Raw genomic sequence first — 21,441 nt, 5'->3', positions numbered from 1 at the left:
TGTTGTTCCTCCGGAATACGGGTACATCTGCCCTTGTCAGGGGCCCGCCCTACACTCGAAGGGACATGACAGACGCGCTCTTCCCCCTCTCCGCCGCCGCCGACGACGATCTGCTGAAGGGGCTCAATCCGCCGCAGCGCGAGGCCGTCGAGTACCGCGGCCCCGCTCTGCTCATCGTGGCGGGTGCCGGGTCGGGCAAGACGCGGGTCCTCACGCACCGCATCGCCTCGCTCCTGCGCAGTCGGGAGGCATGGCCGAGCCAGATCCTCGCGATCACCTTCACGAACAAGGCCGCGGGCGAGATGCGCGAGCGCGTCGAGCAGATCGTGGGCGACAGCGCGCGCGGCATGTGGATCTCGACGTTCCACTCGGCGTGCGTGCGCATCCTGCGCCGCGAGGCCGAGCAGTTCGGCTTCACGAAGGCGTTCACGATCTACGACTCCGGCGACTCGCGCGCGCTCCTCAAGCGCCTCGTGCGCGAGCGCGAGGCCGACGCGCTCGGGCTCACCCCGGCCGGCGTGCAGTCGCGCATCTCCAAGCTCAAGAACGAGCTCGCCGACGCCGAGTCGTACGCGCGCGACGCCAACATGAACGACCCCGCCGAGCGGAAGTTCGTCGAGATCTTCGGCGACTACCAGCGCGAGCTGCAGAAGGCGAACGCCTTCGACTTCGACGACCTCATCGCGCAGACCGTCTTCCTCTTCCGTGCGTTCCCGCACGTCGCTGACGTCTACCGCAAGCGGTTCCGCCACATCCTCGTCGACGAGTACCAGGACACGAACCACGCGCAGTACCAGCTCATCCGCGAGCTGACGCGGCCCGTGCAGGCGGAAGCGGCCGGCGGCATGCTGTTCGAGGACGAGCCGGCGGCCTCCCTCACGGTCGTCGGCGACTCGGACCAGTCGATCTACGCGTTCCGCGGGGCGGACATCCGCAACATCACCGAGTTCGAGCGCGACTTCCCCGGCGCGAAGGTCGTCCTCCTCGAGCAGAACTACCGGTCGAGCCAGAACATCCTCGACGCGGCGAATGCGGTGATCCGCAACAACTTCGACCGCAAGGACAAGCGCCTCTGGAGCGACCAGGGCGAGGGCGAGAAGATCGTCGGCTTCACGGGCTACTCGCAGCACGACGAGGCGCAGTTCGTCGCCGACGAGATCGAGAAGCTGCGGCGCTCGGGCATCGACTATCAGCAGATGGCCGTGTTCTACCGCACGAACTCGCAGTCCCGTGCACTCGAGGAGATCTTCATCCGCGCCGCGGTGCCCTACAAGATCATGGGCGGCACGAAGTTCTACGACCGCGCCGAGATCAAGGACGCCCTGGCCTATCTCGTCGCCGTGGCGAACCCCGCCGACGAGATGGCCGTGCGGCGCATCCTGAACAAGCCCAAGCGCGGCATCGGCGACGTCACCGAGACGACGATCGCGCGATTCGCGGCCGACAACGGCCTGTCGTTCCGCGACGCGCTCGCGCACCCCGCGGAGATGGGGCTCGGCCCCAAGCTGCAGAAGGCGATCGCCCAGCTCGACGAGGTGCTCCGCGAGGCGAGCGGGATCCTCTTCCCCGCCTCGGGGGAGCAGGCGCCGCCATCCGCGGTCACGGAGGGCCTGCAGGTGCTCCTCAACAAGAGCGGCTACCTCGACACGCTGCGCATGAGCCGCGATCCGCAGGACGAGGCGCGCGTCGAGAACCTCGACGAGCTCGTCGCGGTCACGCGCGAGTTCGCGCGGAACAACCCCGAGGGCACGATCGTCGACTTCCTCACCGAGGTCGCGCTCGTCGCCGACACCGACGACCTCGACGACGAGTCGGGTGCCGTCTCGCTCATGACGCTGCACACGGCGAAGGGGCTCGAGTTCGACGCCGTGTTCGTCACGGGCGTCGAGGAGGACCTCATCCCGCACCGCATCTCGGCGGGCGAGCCGGGCGGCCCGCAGGAGGAGCGGCGCCTGTTCTACGTCGGGATCACGCGGGCCCGCAAGCGCCTCTACCTGTCGCTCGCGATGACCCGCGCGCAGTTCGGCGAGGTCACCGTCGCGATGCCGAGCCGGTTCCTGCAGGAGATCCCGGCGGCCCTCATCGACTGGAAGCAGTCTCCCGGCGACGTGAACTCCCGTGGCGGAACCCAGTCGCGCGCCCTCAACGCGCGCCGACCCGGCGGATCGAGCGACCGCTGGGGTGTGAAGCCGCTGCCGGCCGGCGGGGGCCTCAAGCCGAAGTCGACCGCGATGGACCGCTTCCCCGGGCTCGTCACGAACAAGGTGCGCGACAACGGAGACCTCGAGCTCGCCGCGGGCGACCGCATCCGCCACGACGACTTCGGCGAGGGGACCGTCGACGCGATCACGGGGGAGGGCGCCAAGCGCATCGCGCACGTGCGCTTCGACGAGGCCGGAGCCAAGAAGCTCCTCATCAAGGTCGCGCCGATCGCCAAGCTCTAGCCCGCGCTCGGCTCCGCGCCGCCGTCGACGATCGCCATCCCGCGGCCCCGCAGGCGGCGCCGCTCGCCCTCGAGGAAGCCGACGAGGCGCTCGCGTGTGCCGCGCGCGTGCGCTGCGACGAGCGCCGTCGCCGTCTCGGCCTCGCGCGCGAGGATCGCATCGAGGATGGCCGCATGCTCGTCGCGCGCGTGGGCACGCGCCTGCGGCGTGCGCACCTCGAGCCATCGCGTGCGGCTCAGACGCGTCATCACGTCGGCCAGCGCGTCGGCGAAGAACGCGTTGCCCGACAGGCGCGCGAGGGCGACGTGGAAGTCGCCGCCGTCGCGGACGCCCGCCTCCTCGTCGTCGTGCTCGGGTTCCTCGGCGAGCGCGCGGAGCGCCGCGAGGTCGTCGTCCGACGCCCGGTCGACGACGAGGGCGACGGCCCCGGTCTCCACGGCCTCGCGGAACTCCATGGCCGCGCGCACCTCGCTGAGGTCGATCGGCGCGACCCGCCACCCGCGACCATCCCGTCGCGTGAGCCCCTCGCCCTCGAGGCGGAGGAGGGCGGCGCGGATCGGCGTGCGCGATGCGCCGGTCAGCGGCTCCAGCCCGCGCTCGCTGAGGGACTCGCCGGGGAGCAGATCGAACGACAGGATGGCCGCGCGCAGGGTCGCATAGGGGGCGCGGTCGTCGGTGTGCGGCATGGCATCCTCCAGTGGTATACCAGTACGGTACACCGAGGAGGAGCCATGACCGACATCATCACCCGCGCACCTGTCAAGGCCTGGCGGATGCTCGTGCTCGGCGTGCTCGCGCAGGCGGCCGGGACCATGCTCGTCAGCACGCCCGCGTACCTCATCCCGCTGCTGCACCTCGAGCGCGGCATGTCGCTGGCCGAGGCCGGCGCGCTCGCCGCCGCGCCCACCCTCGGCATGGTGACGACGCTCGTGCTGTGGGGGCACCTCGCAGATCGCCACGGCGAGCGGTGGGTCATCGCCGGCGGGCTCGCCCTGACGGCGGTCTTCGCGCTCGCGGCTTCGGCCGTCTCCGACGTCCTCGGCTTCGGGGCCCTGCTCCTCCTCGGCGGGGCCGCCTCGGCGAGCGTGAACTCGGCGAGTGGACGGATCGTCGTCGGCTGGTTCCCGCGCCGCCGCCGGGGCACCGCCATGGGCATCCGCCAGATGTCGCAGCCGCTGGGCGTCGCGGTCGCCGCGCTCGTCGTGCCCGGGCTCGCCGACGTCGGCGGCATCGCGGCGCCGCTTCTCGTGTCGGCGGCCGCGACCGGCCTCCTCGCCGTGCTGTGCGCCCTGGGCGTCGAGAACCCGCCCCGGACCCCGGCCGTGCCAGGAGCGCCCGCGGGCGCGAACCCGTATCGCCGCAGCGGCTTCCTGGCCCGCGTGCACGCGGTGTCGCTGCTTCTCGTCTTCCCGCAGTTCCTCCTGTCGACGTTCGGGATGGTGTGGCTGATCGCGGGGCTCGGATGGGACGCCGCGGCGGCCGGCGCGCTCATCGCCGCGTCGCAGTTCGTCGGCGCGTTCGGGCGGATCGCGGTTGGCGCGCTGAGCGATCGGGTCGGCAGCCGCATGCGCGTCCTGCGCTGGGTCGCGGTGAGCGGCGTCGTCGTCATGGCCGCGCTCGCCCTCGTGGCGGCGCTCGAGGCGGGTGCCGCCGCGGCGGTCGTCCTCGTCATCGCCACGAGCGTCACGGTCGCCGACAACGGCCTCGCGTTCACCTCGGTCGCGGAGGCGGCCGGATCGGCGTGGTCGGGGAAGGCGCTCGGCATCCAGAACACGGGGCAGTTCGTCGCGGCATCCGCCGTCGGCCCCGCGATGGGCGCGCTCATCACGGCCGTCGGCTTCCCGCTCGCCTTCGCGCTCACGGCGCTCGTGCCGCTCGCGGCCTATCCGCTCATCCCGCGGCACGACGAGCACGCCGCCTGAGCAACGAGGATGCGCCGCGAGTGCGGATGCGCCACGCAACCTGGGCAGGGGGTGCGAAGCGGCCGGAGGGCCCGTCGGCGACCCGTAGGCTGGGCGCATGGGCCTGTTCTCGAGGAAGAAGAAGACCGACCCCGCGACGGAGGAGGCCGCTTCGACCCCGGTCGAAGGCGAGGGGGCCGCTGCGGCGGCCGACGCTCCCGCCGAGCCGGAGGCTCCCACCGAGCAGACACCCGAGGTCGGCATCTCGTTCTCCGCGTTCCGCGGCGTGGGAGCGCCCTCGGGGCCCGAGATCGCCCCGCCGTCCGACGAGCCCGCGCCCGCCCCGGCCGCGTCGTCTGCGCCCGCTCAGCCCGGGCCATCCATCACGCGCCGCCCGGCGCCCGAGCCGACCCCGCCCGCGCGCCCCGAGCTGCCCAAGGCGCCCGCCGCTCCGCCCACCCAGCTCGAGACCGTGCCGGGCCTGCGCGACAACGCTCTGCTGCGCGACGCGCTCGCGGCGCTCCCAGAGAAGCCGACCGGCCCGCAGGTCATGGGCGTGCTGCGGCAGATGCTGCAGGGCCACGTCTTCCTGCGTGTGAAGGGCGATGCGCGCCAGCAGATCGCGGAGGGGAAGCCCGTCACCTTCGGCATCGCGCGCGTGGGCGACCAGAACTTCATGGTCGCGTTCAGCTCGGGCAAGGCCCTGCGCGATGCCGTCCAGAGCGATGGCGACACGGAGACGTCGGCGGTCGCGCAGCCCGTCGCGGCGCTGCTCACGCAGCTGCTCAAGGGCGACTTCGGCGGCATCATCATCGACAACAACTCCGCACCGCACCGCGTCGTGCTGCCGCGCGACATCATCGAGCAGGCGATGAACCAGGCCGACCCGGAGTTCCGCCTCAAGGCGCTGCTCACGGCGCCGCGCGAGGCCGACACCCCGCACAAGGTCGCCGCGCTGCTCGCGGAGGCCCCGCCGCTCTGGGTCGCGGTCGGCTCGCTCGCGGAGGACCAGACGAAGATGGGGATCGCCGAGGCGCGCCTGGCCGACGGCACGCGCCTCGTGCAGCTGCACTCGCACCCCCTCGAGGTCGTCGCGCAGGGCCGCGGCGAGAAGGCGCTCCCGATCAAGGTCGTCAAGCTCGCGAAGATGCTCCGCGACCACGAGGAGCTCGGCGGCGTGCTCATCGACCCGGCGGGGCCGCTCATCACGCTCACGCGCGACGAGCTCGCCCCGGTGCTCGCCCTCGAGGAGGAGTAGGGGCGGGCTCAGTACTCCGCGCGCGCCGCGAACGTCTCGAGCAGGCGCTGCAGCGAGTCCAGGCGCGGCGCGGGCAGCCGGCGCTCCGCGACCGCCTCATTGAGCGCGCAGTCCGGCGCGTCGGGCAGGTGCGTGCACCCGCGCGGGCACTCCTCGGCGACCGCGTCGAGATCGGGGTACGCCCGGAGGATGTTCGCGGGGTCGACATGGCCGAGCCCGAACGAGCGCACGCCCGGGGTGTCGATCACCCATCCCTTGCCCCGTCGGCCCTCGTATCGCAGCGACACCGTGGAGGACGACGTGTGCCGGCCGCGGCCGGTCACCTCGTTCACATGCCCCGTCGCGCGGCCGGCGCCGGGCACGAGGGCGTTCACGAGCGTCGACTTGCCGACGCCGGAGTGCCCGACGAAGACCGTCGAATGGCCCACGAGCGCCGCTCCGATCTCGGCGACCGGCGTCTCGCCGCGCGCGCTGCGGAAGACGCGCAGGTCGGGAAGGCCCTCGAAGTGCGCGAGGAACCCCTCGGGGTCGGCGAGGTCGGTCTTCGTGACGACGAGGAGCGGCCGGATGCCGGCGTCGAGGGCCGCTACGAGGTAGCGGTCGACGAGGCGCGGGCGCGGCTCGGGATCGGCCGCGGCCACGACGACGAGCATCTGGTCGGCGTTCGCGACGACGACCCGCTCGACCTGGTCGGTGTCGTCGGCGCTGCGACGCAGGAGCGACGTGCGCTCCTCGATGCCGACGATGCGCCCCAGCGTGCCCTCACGGCCCGACGTGTCGCCCACGACGCGCGCGCGGTCGCCCGTGACGATCGGCGTGCGGCGCAGCTCGCGCGCGCGGGCGGCCGTCGCCTCGTGCTCGTCGGGGCCGTCCTCGTCGATGAGCAGGGTGTAGCGCCCGCGGTCGACGCCGAGCACCCGCGCGATGCGGGCGTCCTCGTGTGCGGGGCGCCGCTTCGTGCGCGGCCGGTTGGCCTTCGGGTTCGGCCGCACACGGACATCCGACTCGTCGAACTCGTCGTCGAGGTCGTCGGAGTCGCCGAGCCAGCTCACGCCGAGGTGCTCCTCGACCTCGTGCCGACGAGGCCCTCCCACAGCTGGGCGAACTCCGGCAGCGTCTTCGCCGTCGTGCCGATGTCGTCGACGACGACACCCGGGGTGCGCAGCCCGATGAGTGCGCCGGTGGTCGCGATGCGGTGGTCGTGGAACGCGCGCCACGTGCCCGCGCGGAGGGGCCGGGGGAACACGCGGATGCCGTCGGGAAGCTCCTCGGCCTCGCCGCCGACCGCGCGGAGGTTCTGGGCGAGCGCGGCCAGGCGATCGGTCTCGTGCCCGCGGATGTGCGCGATCCCGCGGAAGGTCGACGGTCCGTCCGCATACGCCGCGAGCCCGACGAGCGTCGGCGTGAGCTCGCTCACCGCCGAGAGGTCGAGGTCGACGCCGTGCAGGCCCTTGCCCGCGGAGACCGTGAGCGCGCCCGAGCGCCGCGTCACGCGCGCGCCCATGTGCGCGAGGATCTCGGTGAGGTGCGCTCCCGGCTGGGTCGAGTGCACGGGCCATCCGGTCACCGTCACGTGGCCGCCCGCGATCATGGCGGCCGCGAGGAACGGCGCGGCGTTCGACAGATCGGGCTCGATCGCGATGTCCTTGGCGCGCACGGGGCCGGCCGGCACGATCCACTCGCCGTGGCCCGAGCGCTCGACGAGCACGCCGCGCCGCGCGAGCGACTCGATCGTCATGTCGATGTGCGGGACGCTGGGCAGGCGGGCGCCGACATGGCGCAGGCGCAGGCCGACGTCGAAGCGCGGGGCGGCGAGCAGGAGGCCCGAGACGAACTGGCTCGACGCCGAGGCGTCGATGTCGATCTCCCCGCCGCGCAGATGGCCGTGTCCGTGCACGCGGAACGGGAGCGACCAGCGCCCCTCGTCGTCGATGTCGACGCCGAGGTCGCGCAGCGCCTTGATCATCTCGCCCATCGGACGGTGCAGCGCGCTCTCGTGAGCGGTCACGAGCACGTCGCCGTCGGCGAGGCCCGCGAGCGGGGCGACGAACCGCATCACCGTGCCGGCCTGGCCCGAGTCGACCGTGCCGCCGCCGCGCAGGGGAGCGGCAGGGGTCACGTGCAGGTCGGGCCCGAACGGGCTGTCGCCCTCGACCTCCTCGATCCCGACACCCAGCTGGGTGAGCGCCTCGATCATCCGGCGGGAGTCGTCCGAGTGCAGCGGCCGGTGCAGGGTGCTCGGCCCGTCTGCGATGGCCGCGAGCACGAGCTCGCGGTTCGTGAGCGACTTCGACCCGGGCACGGCCAGGGTCGCGTCCAGCGCACGCTCGGCGACGGGCGCCTCGTACGCGCCCTGCGGTCTGTTCACGGCGCCATGGCCGTCGGGGGAATACCCACGGGCAGTCATCGCGTTCCACCCTACTGAATGCACGAGAGGAGCCGGATGTTCGCCACCCTTGCGAATCCGCGTGAGGACGTCGACGCGGGGCCCTGCGGCGGCGCCGACGCGGCGCGCCTAGACTTGCCGATCATGAGCGACGCACAGCCCTCCCCGGCAGACGCGCGCGCGCAGTTCGAAGAGCAGGCGCTCCCCTTCATGGACCAGCTCTACGGCGCGGCGATGCGGATGACCCGGAACCCGCCGGATGCGGCGGACCTCGTCCAGGAGACGTTCGTCAAGGCGTTCGCGTCGTGGTCGTCGTTCACGCAGGGGACCAACCTCAAGGCGTGGCTGTACCGCATCCTCACGAACACCTACATCAACACGTACCGGAAGAAGCAGCGCGAGCCCTACCAGGGCACGATCGACGACCTCGAGGACTGGCAGCTCGGCGGCGCCGAGTCGACGACCGCGATGAGCAGCCGCTCGGCCGAGGCCGAGGCGATCGACCGCATGCCCGCCTCGGTCGTGAAGGACGCTCTGCAGTCCATCCCCGACGACTTCCGGATGGCGGTGTACCTCGCCGACGTCGAGGGCTTCGCCTACCAGGAGATCGCCGACATCATGAAGACCCCCATCGGCACCGTCATGAGCCGCCTGCACCGTGGCCGGCGGCTCCTGCGCGGGATGCTGACCGAGTATGCGGCCGAGCGCGGGATCTCGGCCGCCGAGACAGGAGCGAAGAAATGACCGACTGCGGCTGCGAGAAAGCACGGCGCGACCTCGAGGCGTACCTCCGAGGCGCGATCGAGCTGTGCCGGACCGAGCACTCCGACATCAAGGAGCACATCGACAGCTGCCCGAGCTGCCAGGGCGAGGTCCTCGTCGAGCGCACGCTCACCGAGGCCATCCAGCGCTCCTGCCGCGAGGAGGTCGCCCCCGAGGAGCTCCGCGACCACGTCCTCGCCCAGCTGCGCGCGGCGCAGGCGGCCCACACAGCGGTCTGAGACCGCCCCCTGAGACCGTGGCGTCGAGCACACAGTCTCGGGGTGGACAATAGACGTCGTGGAAGAGCTCTTCGTCCTCCTGCTGGTGGTCGTCACCGCCCTGGCATTCGACTTCACCAACGGGTTCCACGACACGGGCAACGCGATGGCCACGTCCATCGCGACCGGGGCTCTGAGACCGAAGGCGGCTGTCGCCCTGTCAGCCGTGCTCAACCTCGTCGGCGCGTTCCTCTCGATCGAGGTCGCGAAGACGGTCGGCGGAGACGTCGTGGACCTGAACCAGGCGCAGGGCGAGGAGCTGATGCTCATCGTCTTCTGCGGCCTCGTCGGCGCGATCATCTGGAATCTCGTGACCTGGCTCTTCGGCCTCCCGTCGTCGTCGAGCCACGCGCTCTTCGGCGGGCTCGTCGGCTCGGCGTTCGTCTGGGGCATCGCGAACGGCGCGAACGGCGTCGTGTGGGCCGGCATCGTCGGCAAGGTGCTCATCCCCGCCGTGCTGTCGCCGCTCATCGCGGCCCTCATCGCAGGCGTCGGCACCGTGCTCGTCTACCGCATCACCGCCCGCGTGCCGGCGGAGAAGTCCGAGCGCGGCTTCCGCTGGGGCCAGCTCGGCTCGGCGTCGCTCGTCTCGCTCGCGCACGGCACCAACGACGCCCAGAAGACGATGGGCGTCATCTTCCTCGCGCTCATCGCATACGGGGCGGTGAACCCCGAGGACGACGTCCCGTTCTGGGTGAAGCTGACGTGCGCCCTCGCGATCGCGCTCGGAACCTACCTGGGCGGATGGCGCATCATCCGCACGCTCGGAAAGGGCCTCGTCGAGCTGTCGGCGCCGCAGGGGATGGCCGCGGAGACGTCGAGCGCGGCGATCATCCTCACCTCGAGCCACCTCGGCCTCCCGCTGTCGACGACGCACGTCGCGACCGGATCCATCCTCGGCACCGGTCTGGGGCGCAAGGGCGCCGAGGTCCGCTGGAAGCTCGCGGGGCGGATGGGCATCGCGTGGATCATCACGCTGCCGGCCGCGGCCGCTGTCGGCGGCGTGTGCTGGTGGATCGGCTCCGCGTTCCCCGGCCTCATCGGCGTCCTCATCGTCTTCGCCCTGCTCATCGGGCTGTCCGGCTACATGTACTGGCGCTCCACGCACAATGAGGTGTCGCACCACAACGTCAACGACGACTGGAAGGACGACGGCGTCACGGTCGACACGTCGAACGTGACGAGCGTCGTGAAGGTGGTGCGCTGATGCCCATCGACGTCTCCGCGATCCTCGGCTCCGTCGGCCAGGTGCTCGTCGCCGGGCTCCTGCTCGGCGCCGGCCTCCCCGCGCTGTTCGCGCTCGGGGTCCGCCTCCTCGCGACGGCCCCCGAACCCGGAGCCGGCGGCTTCTCGGGTGCCCGCGTCGGCGCGTGGGCGTGCTTCGGGCTCTGCATCGCCGCCGCCCTGTTCGGGATCGTCGTCATCGTCTTCGGGAAGCAGATGTTCGGGGCCTGAGGCCCTCGGCAGCCATCCCGCTGGGCCCGCGCGTTCACGCGCACGTCACCCCCGCGCATCCCTCCGGCCACCGACGCGCGCGTGTCGCGTCATCCCGCCTCCGTACGGTCGCGCCTGCGCGCACCCGAGCGCGCTTCCCTGCCGCACCTTCCGGAGGTCCCCATGTCACCACGCCCTGCCCTCGCCGCCCTCGGCCTTCTCGCCGCGACGTCGCTCGCGCTCGCGGGCTGCGCCCCCGCCGGCTCCGACAACGCCGCTGCGTCCGACGGCATCGATGCGGCGTCCGCGACGAGCGTCGAGGACTTCGGATCGTTCGAGGCGCTCGAGGAAGCCGCGAAGGCGGAGGGCGCGCTCAACGTGATCGCCCTGCCGCGCGACTGGGCGAACTACGGCGAGATCCTCGACCTGTTCGCCGAGCGCTACCCCGAGATCGCGATCGAGGAGCAGTCGCCCGACGTCTCGAGCGCCGAGGAGATCCAGGCCGCCGAGGCGAACGCCGGGCTCGACACCGCACCCGATGTGTTCGATCTCGGCCTCACCGTCGCTCTGCAGAACACTGACGCGTTCGCGCCGTACCGCGTGCAGACGTGGGACGACATCCCCGACGAGCTCAAGCACCCGGAGGGCCTCTTCGTCGGCGACTACGGCGGGTACATGTCTATCGGGTACGACGCGTCGTCGTTCGACGCGCCGACCTCGCTCGACGACCTGCTCGGCTCGGAGTTCGCCGGCTCCGTCGCGATCAACGGCGACCCCACTCAGGCCGGCGCGGCGTTCGCCGCCGTGGGCCTCGCGACGGTCCAGTCGGGCGGCACGCTCGACGACTTCCAGCCCGGCATCGACTTCTTCTCGGAGCTCAACGCGGCGGGCAACCTCCTCAAGGTCGATGTCACCTCCGCGACCGTGGCCTCGGGCGAGACCCCCGTCGTGTTCGACTGGGACTACCTGAACGCCGCGCACAGCGCCGAGAACCCCGACTGGAAGACGGTCGTCCTCGATGGCGTCGGCTACGCGGGGTACTACAACCAGGCGATCAACGCCGACGCGCCGCACCCGGCCGCCGCGCGCCTGTGGCAGGAGTTCCTCTACAGCGACGAGGTCCAGAACCTGTGGCTGAAGGGCGGCGCTCGCCCGGTCCGCGCCGAGGCCATGGCCGCGGCGGGAACGATCGACGAAGAGCTCTACGCCGCGCTGCCCGAGGCGCCCGAGGAGACGGTCGTGCCGACGGAGGAGCAGTCGGAGGCCGCGGGCACCCTCCTCGGCGAGACCTGGGCCGCGGCCGTCGAGTGACGACCGCAGTCCTCGCGGAGGGGGCGTCCACCGTCGCGTCGGCGCCCCCTCCGTCCGCCCCTCGACGCCGGCGGTTCGACCCGGCTGCGCTCGGCCTGGTCCCCTTCGCGGCGTACGTCCTCGTGTTCCTCCTCCTCCCGACGGCGATCGCCATCGGGACGGGCTTCCTCGACAGCGACGGAGCGCTCACCCTCGACAACATCGCCGGCCTGCTCGAGCCGACGATCCTGCGGACCTTCGGCAACTCGATCTGGCTGTCCGCCCTCACGGCGATCGTCGGCGCTGTCCTCGGTGCGCTGGCCTGCTACGCGATGCTCGGCCTGCCCGAGGGCGGGCGAACGCGCACGACGGTCGACGCCGCGGCGAGCGTGCTCGCGCAGTTCGGCGGCGTCATGCTCGCGTTCGCGTTCATCGCGACACTCGGCGCGCAGGGGCTCATCACCCGGCTCATCCTCGACCTCGCGGGTGTCGACATCCACGCGGGCGGCAACTGGCTGTACGCCCTGCCCGGCCTCGTCCCGACGTACCTCTTCTTCCAGGTGCCGCTCATGGTCATCACGTTCATGCCCGCGATGAACGCGCTGCAGCCGGCCTGGGCCGAGGCGAACCTCACCCTCGGGGGCACGCGCTTCGGCTTCTGGCGCTGGATCGGCATCCCGGTTCTGTCGCCGGCGTTCCTCGCGAGCCTGCTTCTGCTGTTCGCCAACGCCTTCTCCTCGTACGCGACGGCGGCCGCGCTCGCCAGCCAGGGAGCGCAGATCGTGCCCCTGCAGATCCGCGCGGCCCTCACGAGCGAGACGGTCCTCGGCCGCGAGAACCTCGCGGGCGCCCTCGCGCTCGGCATGATCGCCGTCGTGTCCGCCTGCATGTGGGGCTACTCCGCGATCCAGCGCCGAGCGGCGAGGTGGCGGCGATGAGCGCCCCGCCCTTCGCTCCGAGTGCCGCGGCGCGCTGGATCATCGGCGTCGTGCTCCTCGCCGTGTTCGCCATCCCGATCGCGTCGATGGTCGAGTACTCCCTGCGCGACGGCGAGGGCTACTCGCTCGTGCACTGGACCGCCCTCTTCGACCCGGAGAACGCGGGGACCTATCGTCCGATCTGGACCGGACTCGGCAACTCGCTCCTCCTCGCCGCGGTCACCGTCGTCATCGTGCTCGCGCTCGTCGCGCCCACCGTCGTGCTCGTGAACCTCCGCTTCCCCCGCCTGCGACGGCTCTTCGAGTTCGTCGTGCTGCTGCCGATCTCCATCCCTGCGATCGTCGTGGTGGTCGGACTCGCTCCGATCTACCAGAGCATCGGACGTGCGATCGGCACGGGGGTGTGGACGCTGGCGTTCGCCTACGGCATCACGGTCCTGCCGTTCGCCTACCGCGCGATCCAGGCCTCCATCGACGCGGTGGACCTCCGGACCCTGTCCGAGGCGTCGCGCACACTCGGCTCGGGCTGGGGGACCACCCTCCTCCGGGTGATCGCGCCCAACCTGCGGCCGGGGCTCCTCGCCGCGTCGCTCATCTCCGTCGCCGTCGTGCTCGGCGAGTACACGATCGCCTCGATCCTCGGCCGTCAGAACCTCCAGACCGCCCTCGTCGTGGTCGGCAAGCAGGACCCGTGGGCGCCGGTCATCCTCTCACTGCTGTCGCTCGTCTTCGCGTTCGCACTGCTCATCGTCATCGGGCGCGCGGGGCGCGCCCGCTCCGGAAGGACCTCTGCATGACCATCGACGCGATCGACACCGACGAGAACGCGCTGCTCGCGGCCCGAGGGCAGGGCGTCCCGGTCGCCTTCCAGGGCGTGGTGAAGGAGTTCGGGTCGACGCGCGTTCTCCACGGCGTCGACCTCGACATCCGCCCCGGCGAGTTCCTGTCCCTGCTCGGTCCATCCGGCTGCGGCAAGACGACGCTCCTGCGCATCCTGGCGGGGCTCGAGCAGGCGACGAGCGGCCTCGTCCGCATCGACGGTGCCGACGTGTCGACCGTCCCGACCAATCGGCGCGACCTCGGCATGGTGTTCCAGGCGTACTCGCTCTTCCCTCACCTCACGGTGCAGCAGAACGCGGCTTTCGGGCTCGAGCGGCGCCGCGTCGCTAAGGTCGAGGCCGCGAGGCGCGCGCTCGACGCGCTGCGGCTCGTGGGGCTCGAGCATCTCGCCGATCGGTATCCGCACCAGCTGTCGGGTGGCCAGCAGCAGCGCGTCGCCCTCGCGAGGGCCATCGTCACCGAGCCCCGCGTGCTGCTGCTGGACGAGCCGCTCTCGGCACTCGACGCGAAGGTGCGGGTGCAGCTGCGAGACGAGATCCGTGCCCTGCAGCTGAGGCTCGGCATCACGACGGTGTTCGTCACCCACGATCAGGAGGAGGCGCTCGCCGTATCCGACCGGATCGCGGTCATGGACGCGGGGCGCATCGAGCAGATCGGCACGCCGGAAGATCTCTATCTGCGCCCCGCGACGCCCGGCGTCGCCGCGTTCGTCGGGCTCTCGTCCATCGTCCCCGCCGTCGCCCGGAGCGGGTTCGTCGAGGTGCTGGGCACGAGGGCGCCCATCCTGGGCGACGCCGTGGACGGGTCGGTCGAGGCGTTCGTGCGCCCCGAGAACGTGCGCCTGGGCGGGAGCGTGCTCGGCACGGTCGTCGAATCGACCTTCCTCGGCAGCATGCGCCGCTCGGTCGTGCGGGTGGAGACGGCGGACGGCGCGCCGGCGCTCGTCCGCGTGCAGCACGCCGCGTCCGAGCGGCTCGAGGTGGGCGAGCGGGTGACGCTGTCGGTCGACGCCGTGCCCGTCGTCGTGCGCCCGCGCGGGGCCTGACCCTCTTCGGGCGACGCACCGCGGGCCATCCTGCGCCGCTCCGCGCCTGCCGCCGCGGGCGGCGGCTCGGAACCGGCGTCCGCGCCCGCACGTAGGCTGGTGCGGTGAGCCCCATCGACGCACGCACTGTTCCCGCCGACCCGACCTCTCACGCGCGCCTCGCCGCCGCCGGCCTCGACTACCGGCTCGTCGACGGGGCGGACCGCGACGCACTGGGCCGCACGCTCCAAGCTGTGTCGCGCGGATTCCTCGGCCCGGAGGTGAACGATGAGTCGCTCACCGAGCAGCACACCCAGCTCGCCGACCGCCGGTACACGGCGGTGTTCGACGCGTCGATCGCCGAGCCGGAGATCCCGGTCGCGACGGTCGATTCGTGGGTCACGCCGCTGACGATCCCCGGCGGCGAGCTCGACATGTGGGCGATCAGCGGTGTGACCGTGTCGCCGACCCACCGGCGGCGCGGCATCGCGCGGGCCATGCTCGAGGGCGAGGTGCGCGCCGCGGCCGAGGCCGGCCTCGCGATGGCGGGGCTGACCGTGACCGAGACCACCATCTACGGCCGGTACGGCTTCGGATCCGCGATCCCCATGAGCCGGTGGACGATCGACGTGCGCCGGGCGGGATGGTCCGGCGGCGAGCCCGACGGCCGCGTCGAGTTCGTGAGCCGCGAGCAGCTCGCGCGCGACCTCGGGGAGGTGCACGACCGTCAGCGCACGCTGCGCGCGGGCGAGATCGCCGGATGGCCGCGGCGCTGGCGGCAGCACGCTGGCCTGTCCTCCTCGGTGAAGGACGGCGACAGCGTCCGCGGCGTGCGGTATGTCGACGCCGACGGCGCCGTGCGGGGCGCGATGGCCTACCGGATCGCCGAGGGCGAGAGCGACTTCGCGCTCGCGCGCCTGGACATCCGCCATCTCGCGGCCGAGACCGACGACGCGACCGCCGCCCTCCTGCGCTTCGCCCTCCAGCACGATCTCGTGGCCGAGGTCCGCACCGACCTGCGGCCCGTCGACGACCCGCTCCGCTGGCTCGTGAGCGACGAGCGCGGCGCCGTGCAGACCATCCGCGACCACGGCTGGCTGCGCATCCTCGACGTGCCGCGCGCGCTCGAGGCGCGCACGTACTCCGCACCGGCGACGGCGACGCTCGAGGTGACCGACCCGCTCGACCTCACGACGGGCACGTGGCGCCTCGAGATCGGCGCGGATGGCCGTGCGCACGTGGCGCCGACGGACGCGGCGCCCGACCTCCGGCTCGGGATCGCGCAGCTGTCCTCGATCTTCCTCGGGGGCGTGCCCGCCCTCGGTCTCCTCGCGGCACGTCGCATGGCGGGCGACCGCGCGGTCGCGGCGGCGCTCGACGTCGCGTTCCGGCCCGCCCAGCCGCCGTCGCTCAGCATCTGGTACTGAGCTCGCGGCATCCGCACCGCACGACGAAGCGGCCGGCCATCCCGAGGGATGACCGGCCGCTTCATCGTGCGGATCAGGCCAGCGCGCGGCCCATCAGCTCGGCCTGCTCGACCGCGTGGATCTTCGAGGACCCGGTCGACGGCGCGGCGGCAGCCGGTCGCGAGACGACCGAGATCGTGCGGCCGAGACGGCCGGCGACCTCGAGCGAGATGAACGGCCACGCGCCCTGGTTCTCGGGCTCGTCCTGGACCCAGACGATCTCCGCGTTCGGGTACTCCGCGAGCACGGCCTGCAGCGCCTCGACGGGCGCCGGGTAGAACTGCTCGAGGCGCACGAGCGCGATCGACGGGTTGGGGTTCTTCTCGAGCTCGCCGCGGAGATCCCAGTGGATCTTGCCCGAGTGCAGGAGCACCTTCGTGACGCCCGCCTTGTCGATCGGACGGTCGTCGGCGAGAACCGGCTGGAAGCGGCCCTGCGTGAAGTCCTGGATCTCGCTCGTCGCCCCGCGCAGACGCAGCATGGCCTTCGGCGTGAAGACGATGAGCGGCTTGCGCGGCCGTGCGTACGCCTGGCGGCGGAGGAGGTGGAAGTACGACGCGGGCGTCGACGGACGCGCGACCGTCATGTTGTCCTGCGCGCACAGCTGCAGGAAGCGCTCGATGCGCGCCGACGAGTGGTCGGGGCCCTGGCCCTCGTACCCGTGGGGGAGGAGGAGAACGACACCCGACTCCTGGCCCCACTTCTGCTCGGCCGACGAGACGTACTCGTCGATCACCGACTGCGCGCCGTTGACGAAGTCGCCGAACTGCGCCTCCCAGAGAACGAGCGCCTCCTCGGCCTCCACCGAGTAGCCGTACTCGTACGCGAGCGCCGCGTACTCGCTGAGGAGCGAGTCGTACACCCAGAAGCGGCCCTGGCTCTCCGAGAGGTTGACGAGCGGCAGCCACTCCTGGCCGTTCACGCGGTCGTGGAACGCCGCGTGGCGCTGCACGAACGTGCCGCGACGCGAGTCCTGGCCCGCGAGGCGGACGTTCGTGCCCTCGAGCAGGAGCGATCCGAACGCGAGGAGCTCGCCGAACGCCCAGTCGATCTTGCCCTCGCGGCTCATCTGCACGCGCTTGTCGAGCAGCTGCTGCAGCTTCTGATGCACCGTGAAGCCCTCGGGCTTGTTCGCGTGCGCATCGCCGATCTGGTGGATCACCTCGACCGGGACGCCGGTGACGTCGGGCTCCCCGACGACCGGGTCCTGCTCGACCTCGGGCGTGACGACGGGGTTCGCCCCCGTCTCGACCGCGTGCGTCTCGGCGAACGCGACCTCGAGGCGGTTCTGGAAGTCGGCCTTCGCCTGCTCGTACTCCTCCTCGGTGATGTCGCCGCGGCCGACGAGGGCCTCGGTGTACAGGCGGCGCACGGAGCGCTTCGCCTCGATGAGGTCGGTCATGAGCGGCTGCGTCATCGACGGGTCGTCGCCCTCGTTGTGACCGCGGCGGCGGTAGCAGACGAGGTCGATGACGATGTCGCGGTGGAAGCGCTCGCGGTACTCGAAGGCGAGCTCCGCGGCGCGCACGACGGCCTCCGGGTCGTCGCCGTTCACGTGGAGGATCGGCGCCTGGATGGTCTTGGCCGCGTCGCTCGCGTAGTACGAGGTCCGCGAGTCCTGCGGCAGCGTGGTGAAGCCGACCTGGTTGTTCACGATGATGTGCACCGTGCCGCCGGTCCGGTAGCCGCGCAGCTGCGACATCTGCAGGGTCTCGACGACGACGCCCTGGCCCGCGAAGGCCGCGTCGCCGTGGATGAGGACGGGCAGCCACGAGAACGACGCGATCGGGCCGCGGTCCTGCTTGGCGCGCGCGATGCCCTCGAGCACGCCGTCGACGGTCTCGAGGTGCGACGGGTTCGCGGCGAGGAGCACCTCGAGCGAGGAGCCGCCGTCCGACGTGAAGGTGCCCTGGGTGCCGAGGTGGTACTTGACGTCGCCCGAGCCGCGCTTGTTGCCGGGCAGGGCGCCCTCGAACTCCTGGAAGACCTCGCCGTACGCCTTGCCGGCGATGTTCGTCAGCACGTTGAGGCGGCCGCGGTGCGGCATGCCGATCGCGGCGCCCTCGAGCCCGCCGTCGGCCGCGCCCTGCAGGATGCGGTCGAGGAGCGGGATGAGCGACTCGCCGCCCTCGAGCGAGAAGCGCTTCTGGCCGACGTACTTCGTCTGGAGGAAGGTCTCGAACGCCTCGGCCTCGTTGAGCTTGCGGAGAATGCGCAGCTGCTCGTCGTGGTCCGGCTTGACGTACTTGACCTCGAGCTTCCGCTGGAACCACTCGCGCTGCTCGTGGTCGGCGATGTGCATGTACTCGATGCCGACGGTGCGGCAGTACGTGTCGCGCAGCACGCCGAGCACGTCGCGCAGCTTCATCTGGCGCTTGCCGCCGAAGCCGTTCGTGACGAACTCGCGGTCGAGATCCCAGAACGACAGCCCGTGCGACTCGATGTCGAGGTCGTGGTGCTCGCGCTGGACGTACTCGAGCGGGTCGACGTCGGCCATGAGGTGCCCGCGCACGCGGTAGGAGTTGATGATCTCCTGCACGCGCGCGGTCTTGTCGATGCGCTCGGAGAGGTCGACGGCGACGTCGGGGTTCCAGTGGATCGGCGCGTACGGGATGCGCAGGGCCGCGAAGATCTCCTCGTAGAAGTCGCGCTCGCCGAGCAGCAGCTCGTGCACCTTCTTGAGGAACTCGCCCGACCCGGCGCCCTGGATGACCCGGTGGTCGTAGGTGCTCGTGAGGGTGATCGTCTTGCCGATCGCGAGCTCGTTGAGCGTCTTCGGGCTCGCGCCCTGGAACTCGGCCGGGTACTCCAGGGCGCCCGCGCCGATGATGCAGCCCTGGCCCTTCATGAGGCGGGGCACCGAGTGGACGGTGCCGATGCCGCCGGGGTTCGTGAGCGAGATCGTCGTGCCCGCGAAGTCGGCCGCGGTGAGCTTGTTCGCGCGAGCGCGCTTGACGAGGTCCTCGTAGGCGGCGAGGTACTCGTTGAAGGTCAGCGTGTCGGCCTTCTTGATGCTCGGCACCATGAGGGCGCGGGAGCCGTCGGGCTTGGGCAGGTCGATCGCGATGCCCAGGTTGATGTGCGCGGGGGCGACGACCGACGGCTTGCCGTCGATCTCGGCGTAGAAGACGTTCTGGCTCGGGAACTCCTTGAGCGCGCGGATGAGCGCCCACCCGATGAGGTGCGTGAAGCTCACCTTGCCGCCGCGTGCACGCGCCATGTGGTTGTTGATGACGATCCGGTTGTCGATCATCAGCTTCGCGGGGATGGTCCGCACGCTCGTCGCGGTCGGGACGGTCAGCGACTCGTCCATGTTCTTCGCGAGCGTCTTGGTCATGCCCTTGAGGACGGTGACCCTGTCCTCCTCGGCCTCGCGCTGGTCGTCGCCGTTCGCGGGCTTCGAGACGGGCTGGTCGGCCGGGATGGGCGCGGGCGCCGCGGGGCGCGCCGTCGTGCGCGCGACCGGCTGCTGCCCGACGACGGGGATCGGCGCCGTCGGCGGATGCGCGGGGCCGCCCGAGGGCGTCGCGGTCGGAGCAGCCGGAGCCGCGGGCGCGCCGGCGCCTGCGCCGTACGCCTCGAGGATCGGCCACCATTCCCTGTCGACCGCGTTGCGGTCGACCTTGAACTGCTCATAGAGCTCTTCGACGAGCCACTCGTTGGCACCGAACTCGTCTTCGCTCGAGGTACCGACGCCCGTCACACGGCTTGACACGGCAGGATCGCCCACTTTCGTCCCTGAATCGATGGCACGCATGCTCCGATGCGGAAAACCCCCGAACCGGACCTCCCGAGGCGGTCTCTTCGCACCGGGACGATGCGCGTGCGTTCAGGCATCCAGCCTAGCCCACTCGCCGCGCGGAACGCCCTGAGGCGACGCGCTCTGATGGCACGCACAGTCGCGCACCGCCGCGTTCCGACAGGGCGGCGCTACCGTGGGCGACATGGAATTCATCGGCGAGCCCCCGACGGTCGATCTCACCTACTCGGACGTCTTCCTCGCGCCGCGCAGATCGGCGGTCACGAGCCGCCTCCAGGTCGACCTCGCGCCGGGTGACGGCACGACCGCGACCATCCCGCTCGTGTCGAGCAACATGAACTCCGTGACGGGCCCGCGGCTCGCGGCGGCCCTCGCGCGCCGCGGCGGGCTCGGCGTGCTCCCGCAGGACATGCCCCTTCAGGCCCTCGATGCGGCCATCCGCTGGGTGAAGCGGCAGCCGGTGCACTGGGACACGCCGCTCATCCTCGCGCCGGAGACGACGGTCGAGGAGGCGCGTCGCGTGCTGCCGCCGCTCGAGGGGCACGGCATCGTCGTCGGTCGCGGCGAGGGAGCGGATGGCGAGCTCCCGCACGTGTCCGACATCCGCGGCATGCTGCCGGCGTCTCGGCTCGCTACCGCGCTTCCCGACGCCGCGCTCGGCGACCTCGTGCGCGGCCCCGTGCCGTCGATCGACGCCGACGACGTCACCGACGCGCGCCATGCGTTCGACCTGCTCGTGGACGCCGATGTCGAGATGATGACGGTCGTGCGCAAGGGCCGGCTCGTGGGCACCGCGACGCGCCGCAGCGCCCTCCGGTCGACGCTCTACCGCCCCGCGGTCGACGCCGGCGGCCGCCTCGTCGTCGCCGCGGCGATCGGCATCAACGGCGACGTCGAGGCGAAGGCCCGGGCGCTCGCGGCGGCGGGCGTCGACGTGCTCGTGGTCGACACCGCGCACGGGCATCAGGAGGGGATGCTGCGCGCGCTCGGCGTCGTCGCGGGTCTCGGCCTCGGCATCCCGGTCGTGGCCGGCAACATCGTCACGGCCGACGGCGTCCGCGACCTCGTGGCGGCCGGCGCGTCGATCCTCAAGGTCGGCGTGGGCCCCGGCGCGATGTGCACGACCCGAATGATGACCGCCGTCGGGCGGCCCCAGTTCTCGGCCGTGCTCGAGACGGCCGAGGCCGCGCGCGACCTCGGCGCGCACGTGTGGGCGGATGGCGGCGTCCGCTACCCGCGCGACGTCGCGCTCGCGCTCGCGGCGGGCGCCGCGAGCGTCATGATCGGCTCGTGGTTCGCCGGCACCATCGAGGCGCCGGGCTCGCTGCAGACGGACGCCGACGGCCGCATCTTCAAGGAGTCGTGGGGGATGGCCTCGACGAAGGCCGTGCAGGAGCGCTTCGGCCGACTCGACGCCTACGAGCGTGCACGCAAGGAGCTGTTCGCCGAGGGGATCTCGTCGTCGCGCATCTACCTCGACCCGCTCCGCCCGAGTGTCGAGGACCTCGTCGACATGATCACCTCGGGCGTGCGCTCGTCGTTCACGTATGCGGGCGCCGCGACCGTGGCGGAGTTCCACGACCGCGCCCGCGTCGGCCTGCAGTCCGCGGCGGGCTACGAGGAGGGGAAGGCGCTCCCCGTCAGCTGGTGACGGGGAGCG

Annotated in this window: 17 protein-coding genes; 13 read left to right on the top strand and 4 right to left on the bottom strand. The window is 71.9% G+C overall.

Annotated features, from left to right (window positions below; all coding sequences use genetic code 11):
- Nucleotides 1-65: 65 nt before the first annotated feature.
- On the top strand, nt 66-2,444 hold the full coding sequence (locus ACWXWW_RS01015) for an ATP-dependent helicase (RefSeq protein WP_455968253.1): 2,379 nt from the start codon (nt 66-68) through the stop codon (nt 2,442-2,444).
- On the opposite strand, the gene ACWXWW_RS01010 is transcribed toward ACWXWW_RS01015, so the two are convergent.
- Complete coding sequence (locus ACWXWW_RS01010) at nt 2,441-3,130, bottom strand: GntR family transcriptional regulator (protein WP_282978176.1); 690 nt, start codon at nt 3,128-3,130, stop codon at nt 2,441-2,443. The genes ACWXWW_RS01015 and ACWXWW_RS01010 overlap by 4 nt on opposite strands.
- A 45-nt stretch (nt 3,131-3,175) precedes the next feature.
- Between ACWXWW_RS01010 and ACWXWW_RS01005 the strand changes: the two genes are divergently transcribed.
- On the top strand, nt 3,176-4,366 hold the full coding sequence (locus ACWXWW_RS01005) for an MFS transporter (protein ID WP_455968252.1): 1,191 nt from the start codon (nt 3,176-3,178) through the stop codon (nt 4,364-4,366).
- 97 nt (nt 4,367-4,463) lie between these two features.
- Nucleotides 4,464-5,603: an SseB family protein gene (locus ACWXWW_RS01000; RefSeq protein WP_455968251.1), complete on the top strand. Its 1,140-nt coding sequence runs from the start codon at nt 4,464-4,466 to the stop codon at nt 5,601-5,603.
- 8 nt (nt 5,604-5,611) lie between these two features.
- Here the strand turns inward: ACWXWW_RS01000 and rsgA are convergent, their stop codons facing one another.
- Together rsgA and aroA are read right to left on the bottom strand one after the other, a co-directional pair.
- Nucleotides 5,612-6,655 carry a ribosome small subunit-dependent GTPase A gene (gene rsgA / locus ACWXWW_RS00995; RefSeq protein ID WP_271172303.1) on the bottom strand — a complete coding sequence of 348 codons (1,044 nt, stop codon included), beginning with the start codon at nt 6,653-6,655 and terminating at the stop codon, nt 5,612-5,614.
- Entirely contained in the window at nt 6,652-8,010 is a 1,359-nt protein-coding gene (gene aroA / locus ACWXWW_RS00990) for a 3-phosphoshikimate 1-carboxyvinyltransferase (RefSeq protein ID WP_271172302.1), read from the bottom strand. The genes rsgA and aroA overlap by 4 nt, the downstream gene beginning before the upstream one ends.
- Nucleotides 8,011-8,133: 123 nt before the next feature.
- Here aroA and ACWXWW_RS00985 point away from each other — a divergent pair, with 123 nt between their 5' ends.
- From ACWXWW_RS00985 to ACWXWW_RS00945, 9 genes are all read left to right on the top strand, one after another.
- The gene (locus tag ACWXWW_RS00985) at nt 8,134-8,733 is read left to right on the top strand and encodes a sigma-70 family RNA polymerase sigma factor (protein ID WP_271172301.1); all 600 of its coding nucleotides are present in this window, start codon (nt 8,134-8,136) and stop codon (nt 8,731-8,733) included.
- Complete coding sequence (locus tag ACWXWW_RS00980; RefSeq protein ID WP_271172300.1) at nt 8,730-8,990, top strand: anti-sigma factor family protein; 261 nt, start codon at nt 8,730-8,732, stop codon at nt 8,988-8,990. Before ACWXWW_RS00985 ends, ACWXWW_RS00980 begins: the two co-directional genes overlap by 4 nt.
- 58 nt (nt 8,991-9,048) lie before the next feature.
- Complete coding sequence (locus ACWXWW_RS00975; protein WP_455968250.1) at nt 9,049-10,236, top strand: anion permease; 1,188 nt, start codon at nt 9,049-9,051, stop codon at nt 10,234-10,236.
- On the top strand, nt 10,236-10,484 hold the full coding sequence (locus ACWXWW_RS00970; protein ID WP_455968248.1) for a hypothetical protein: 249 nt from the start codon (nt 10,236-10,238) through the stop codon (nt 10,482-10,484). The genes ACWXWW_RS00975 and ACWXWW_RS00970 overlap by 1 nt, the downstream gene beginning before the upstream one ends.
- A gap of 162 nt (nt 10,485-10,646) precedes the next feature.
- Nucleotides 10,647-11,774: an ABC transporter substrate-binding protein gene (locus tag ACWXWW_RS00965; protein WP_455968246.1), complete on the top strand. Its 1,128-nt coding sequence runs from the start codon at nt 10,647-10,649 to the stop codon at nt 11,772-11,774.
- Nucleotides 11,771-12,691, top strand: a complete 921-nt coding sequence (locus ACWXWW_RS00960) for an ABC transporter permease (RefSeq protein ID WP_374727722.1) — start codon at nt 11,771-11,773, stop codon at nt 12,689-12,691. The genes ACWXWW_RS00965 and ACWXWW_RS00960 overlap by 4 nt, the downstream gene beginning before the upstream one ends.
- Complete coding sequence (locus ACWXWW_RS00955; protein WP_455968244.1) at nt 12,688-13,488, top strand: ABC transporter permease; 801 nt, start codon at nt 12,688-12,690, stop codon at nt 13,486-13,488. The genes ACWXWW_RS00960 and ACWXWW_RS00955 overlap by 4 nt, the downstream gene beginning before the upstream one ends.
- Nucleotides 13,485-14,576 (top strand): ABC transporter ATP-binding protein, encoded by a 1,092-nt coding sequence (locus ACWXWW_RS00950; RefSeq protein WP_455968243.1) that lies wholly within the window; start codon nt 13,485-13,487, stop codon nt 14,574-14,576. Before ACWXWW_RS00955 ends, ACWXWW_RS00950 begins: the two co-directional genes overlap by 4 nt.
- Before the next feature lie 104 nt (nt 14,577-14,680).
- Nucleotides 14,681-15,982 (top strand): GNAT family N-acetyltransferase, encoded by a 1,302-nt coding sequence (locus tag ACWXWW_RS00945; RefSeq protein ID WP_455968242.1) that lies wholly within the window; start codon nt 14,681-14,683, stop codon nt 15,980-15,982.
- Between the two features lie 73 nt (nt 15,983-16,055).
- Here the strand turns inward: ACWXWW_RS00945 and ACWXWW_RS00940 are convergent, their stop codons facing one another.
- Nucleotides 16,056-19,736, bottom strand: coding sequence for a multifunctional oxoglutarate decarboxylase/oxoglutarate dehydrogenase thiamine pyrophosphate-binding subunit/dihydrolipoyllysine-residue succinyltransferase subunit (locus tag ACWXWW_RS00940; protein WP_271172293.1), 3,681 nt, complete (start codon nt 19,734-19,736; stop codon nt 16,056-16,058).
- 229 nt (nt 19,737-19,965) lie between these two features.
- Here ACWXWW_RS00940 and guaB1 point away from each other — a divergent pair, with 229 nt between their 5' ends.
- Complete coding sequence (guaB1, locus tag ACWXWW_RS00935) at nt 19,966-21,432, top strand: GMP reductase (RefSeq protein ID WP_455968241.1); 1,467 nt, start codon at nt 19,966-19,968, stop codon at nt 21,430-21,432.
- Nucleotides 21,433-21,441: the final 9 nt, after the last annotated feature.

It is taken from the genome of Microbacterium sp. KNMS (assembly GCF_053851835.1).
The sequence above is the reverse complement of the archived record's forward strand: the minus strand, read 5'-3'. Positions and strand labels throughout refer to the sequence as shown.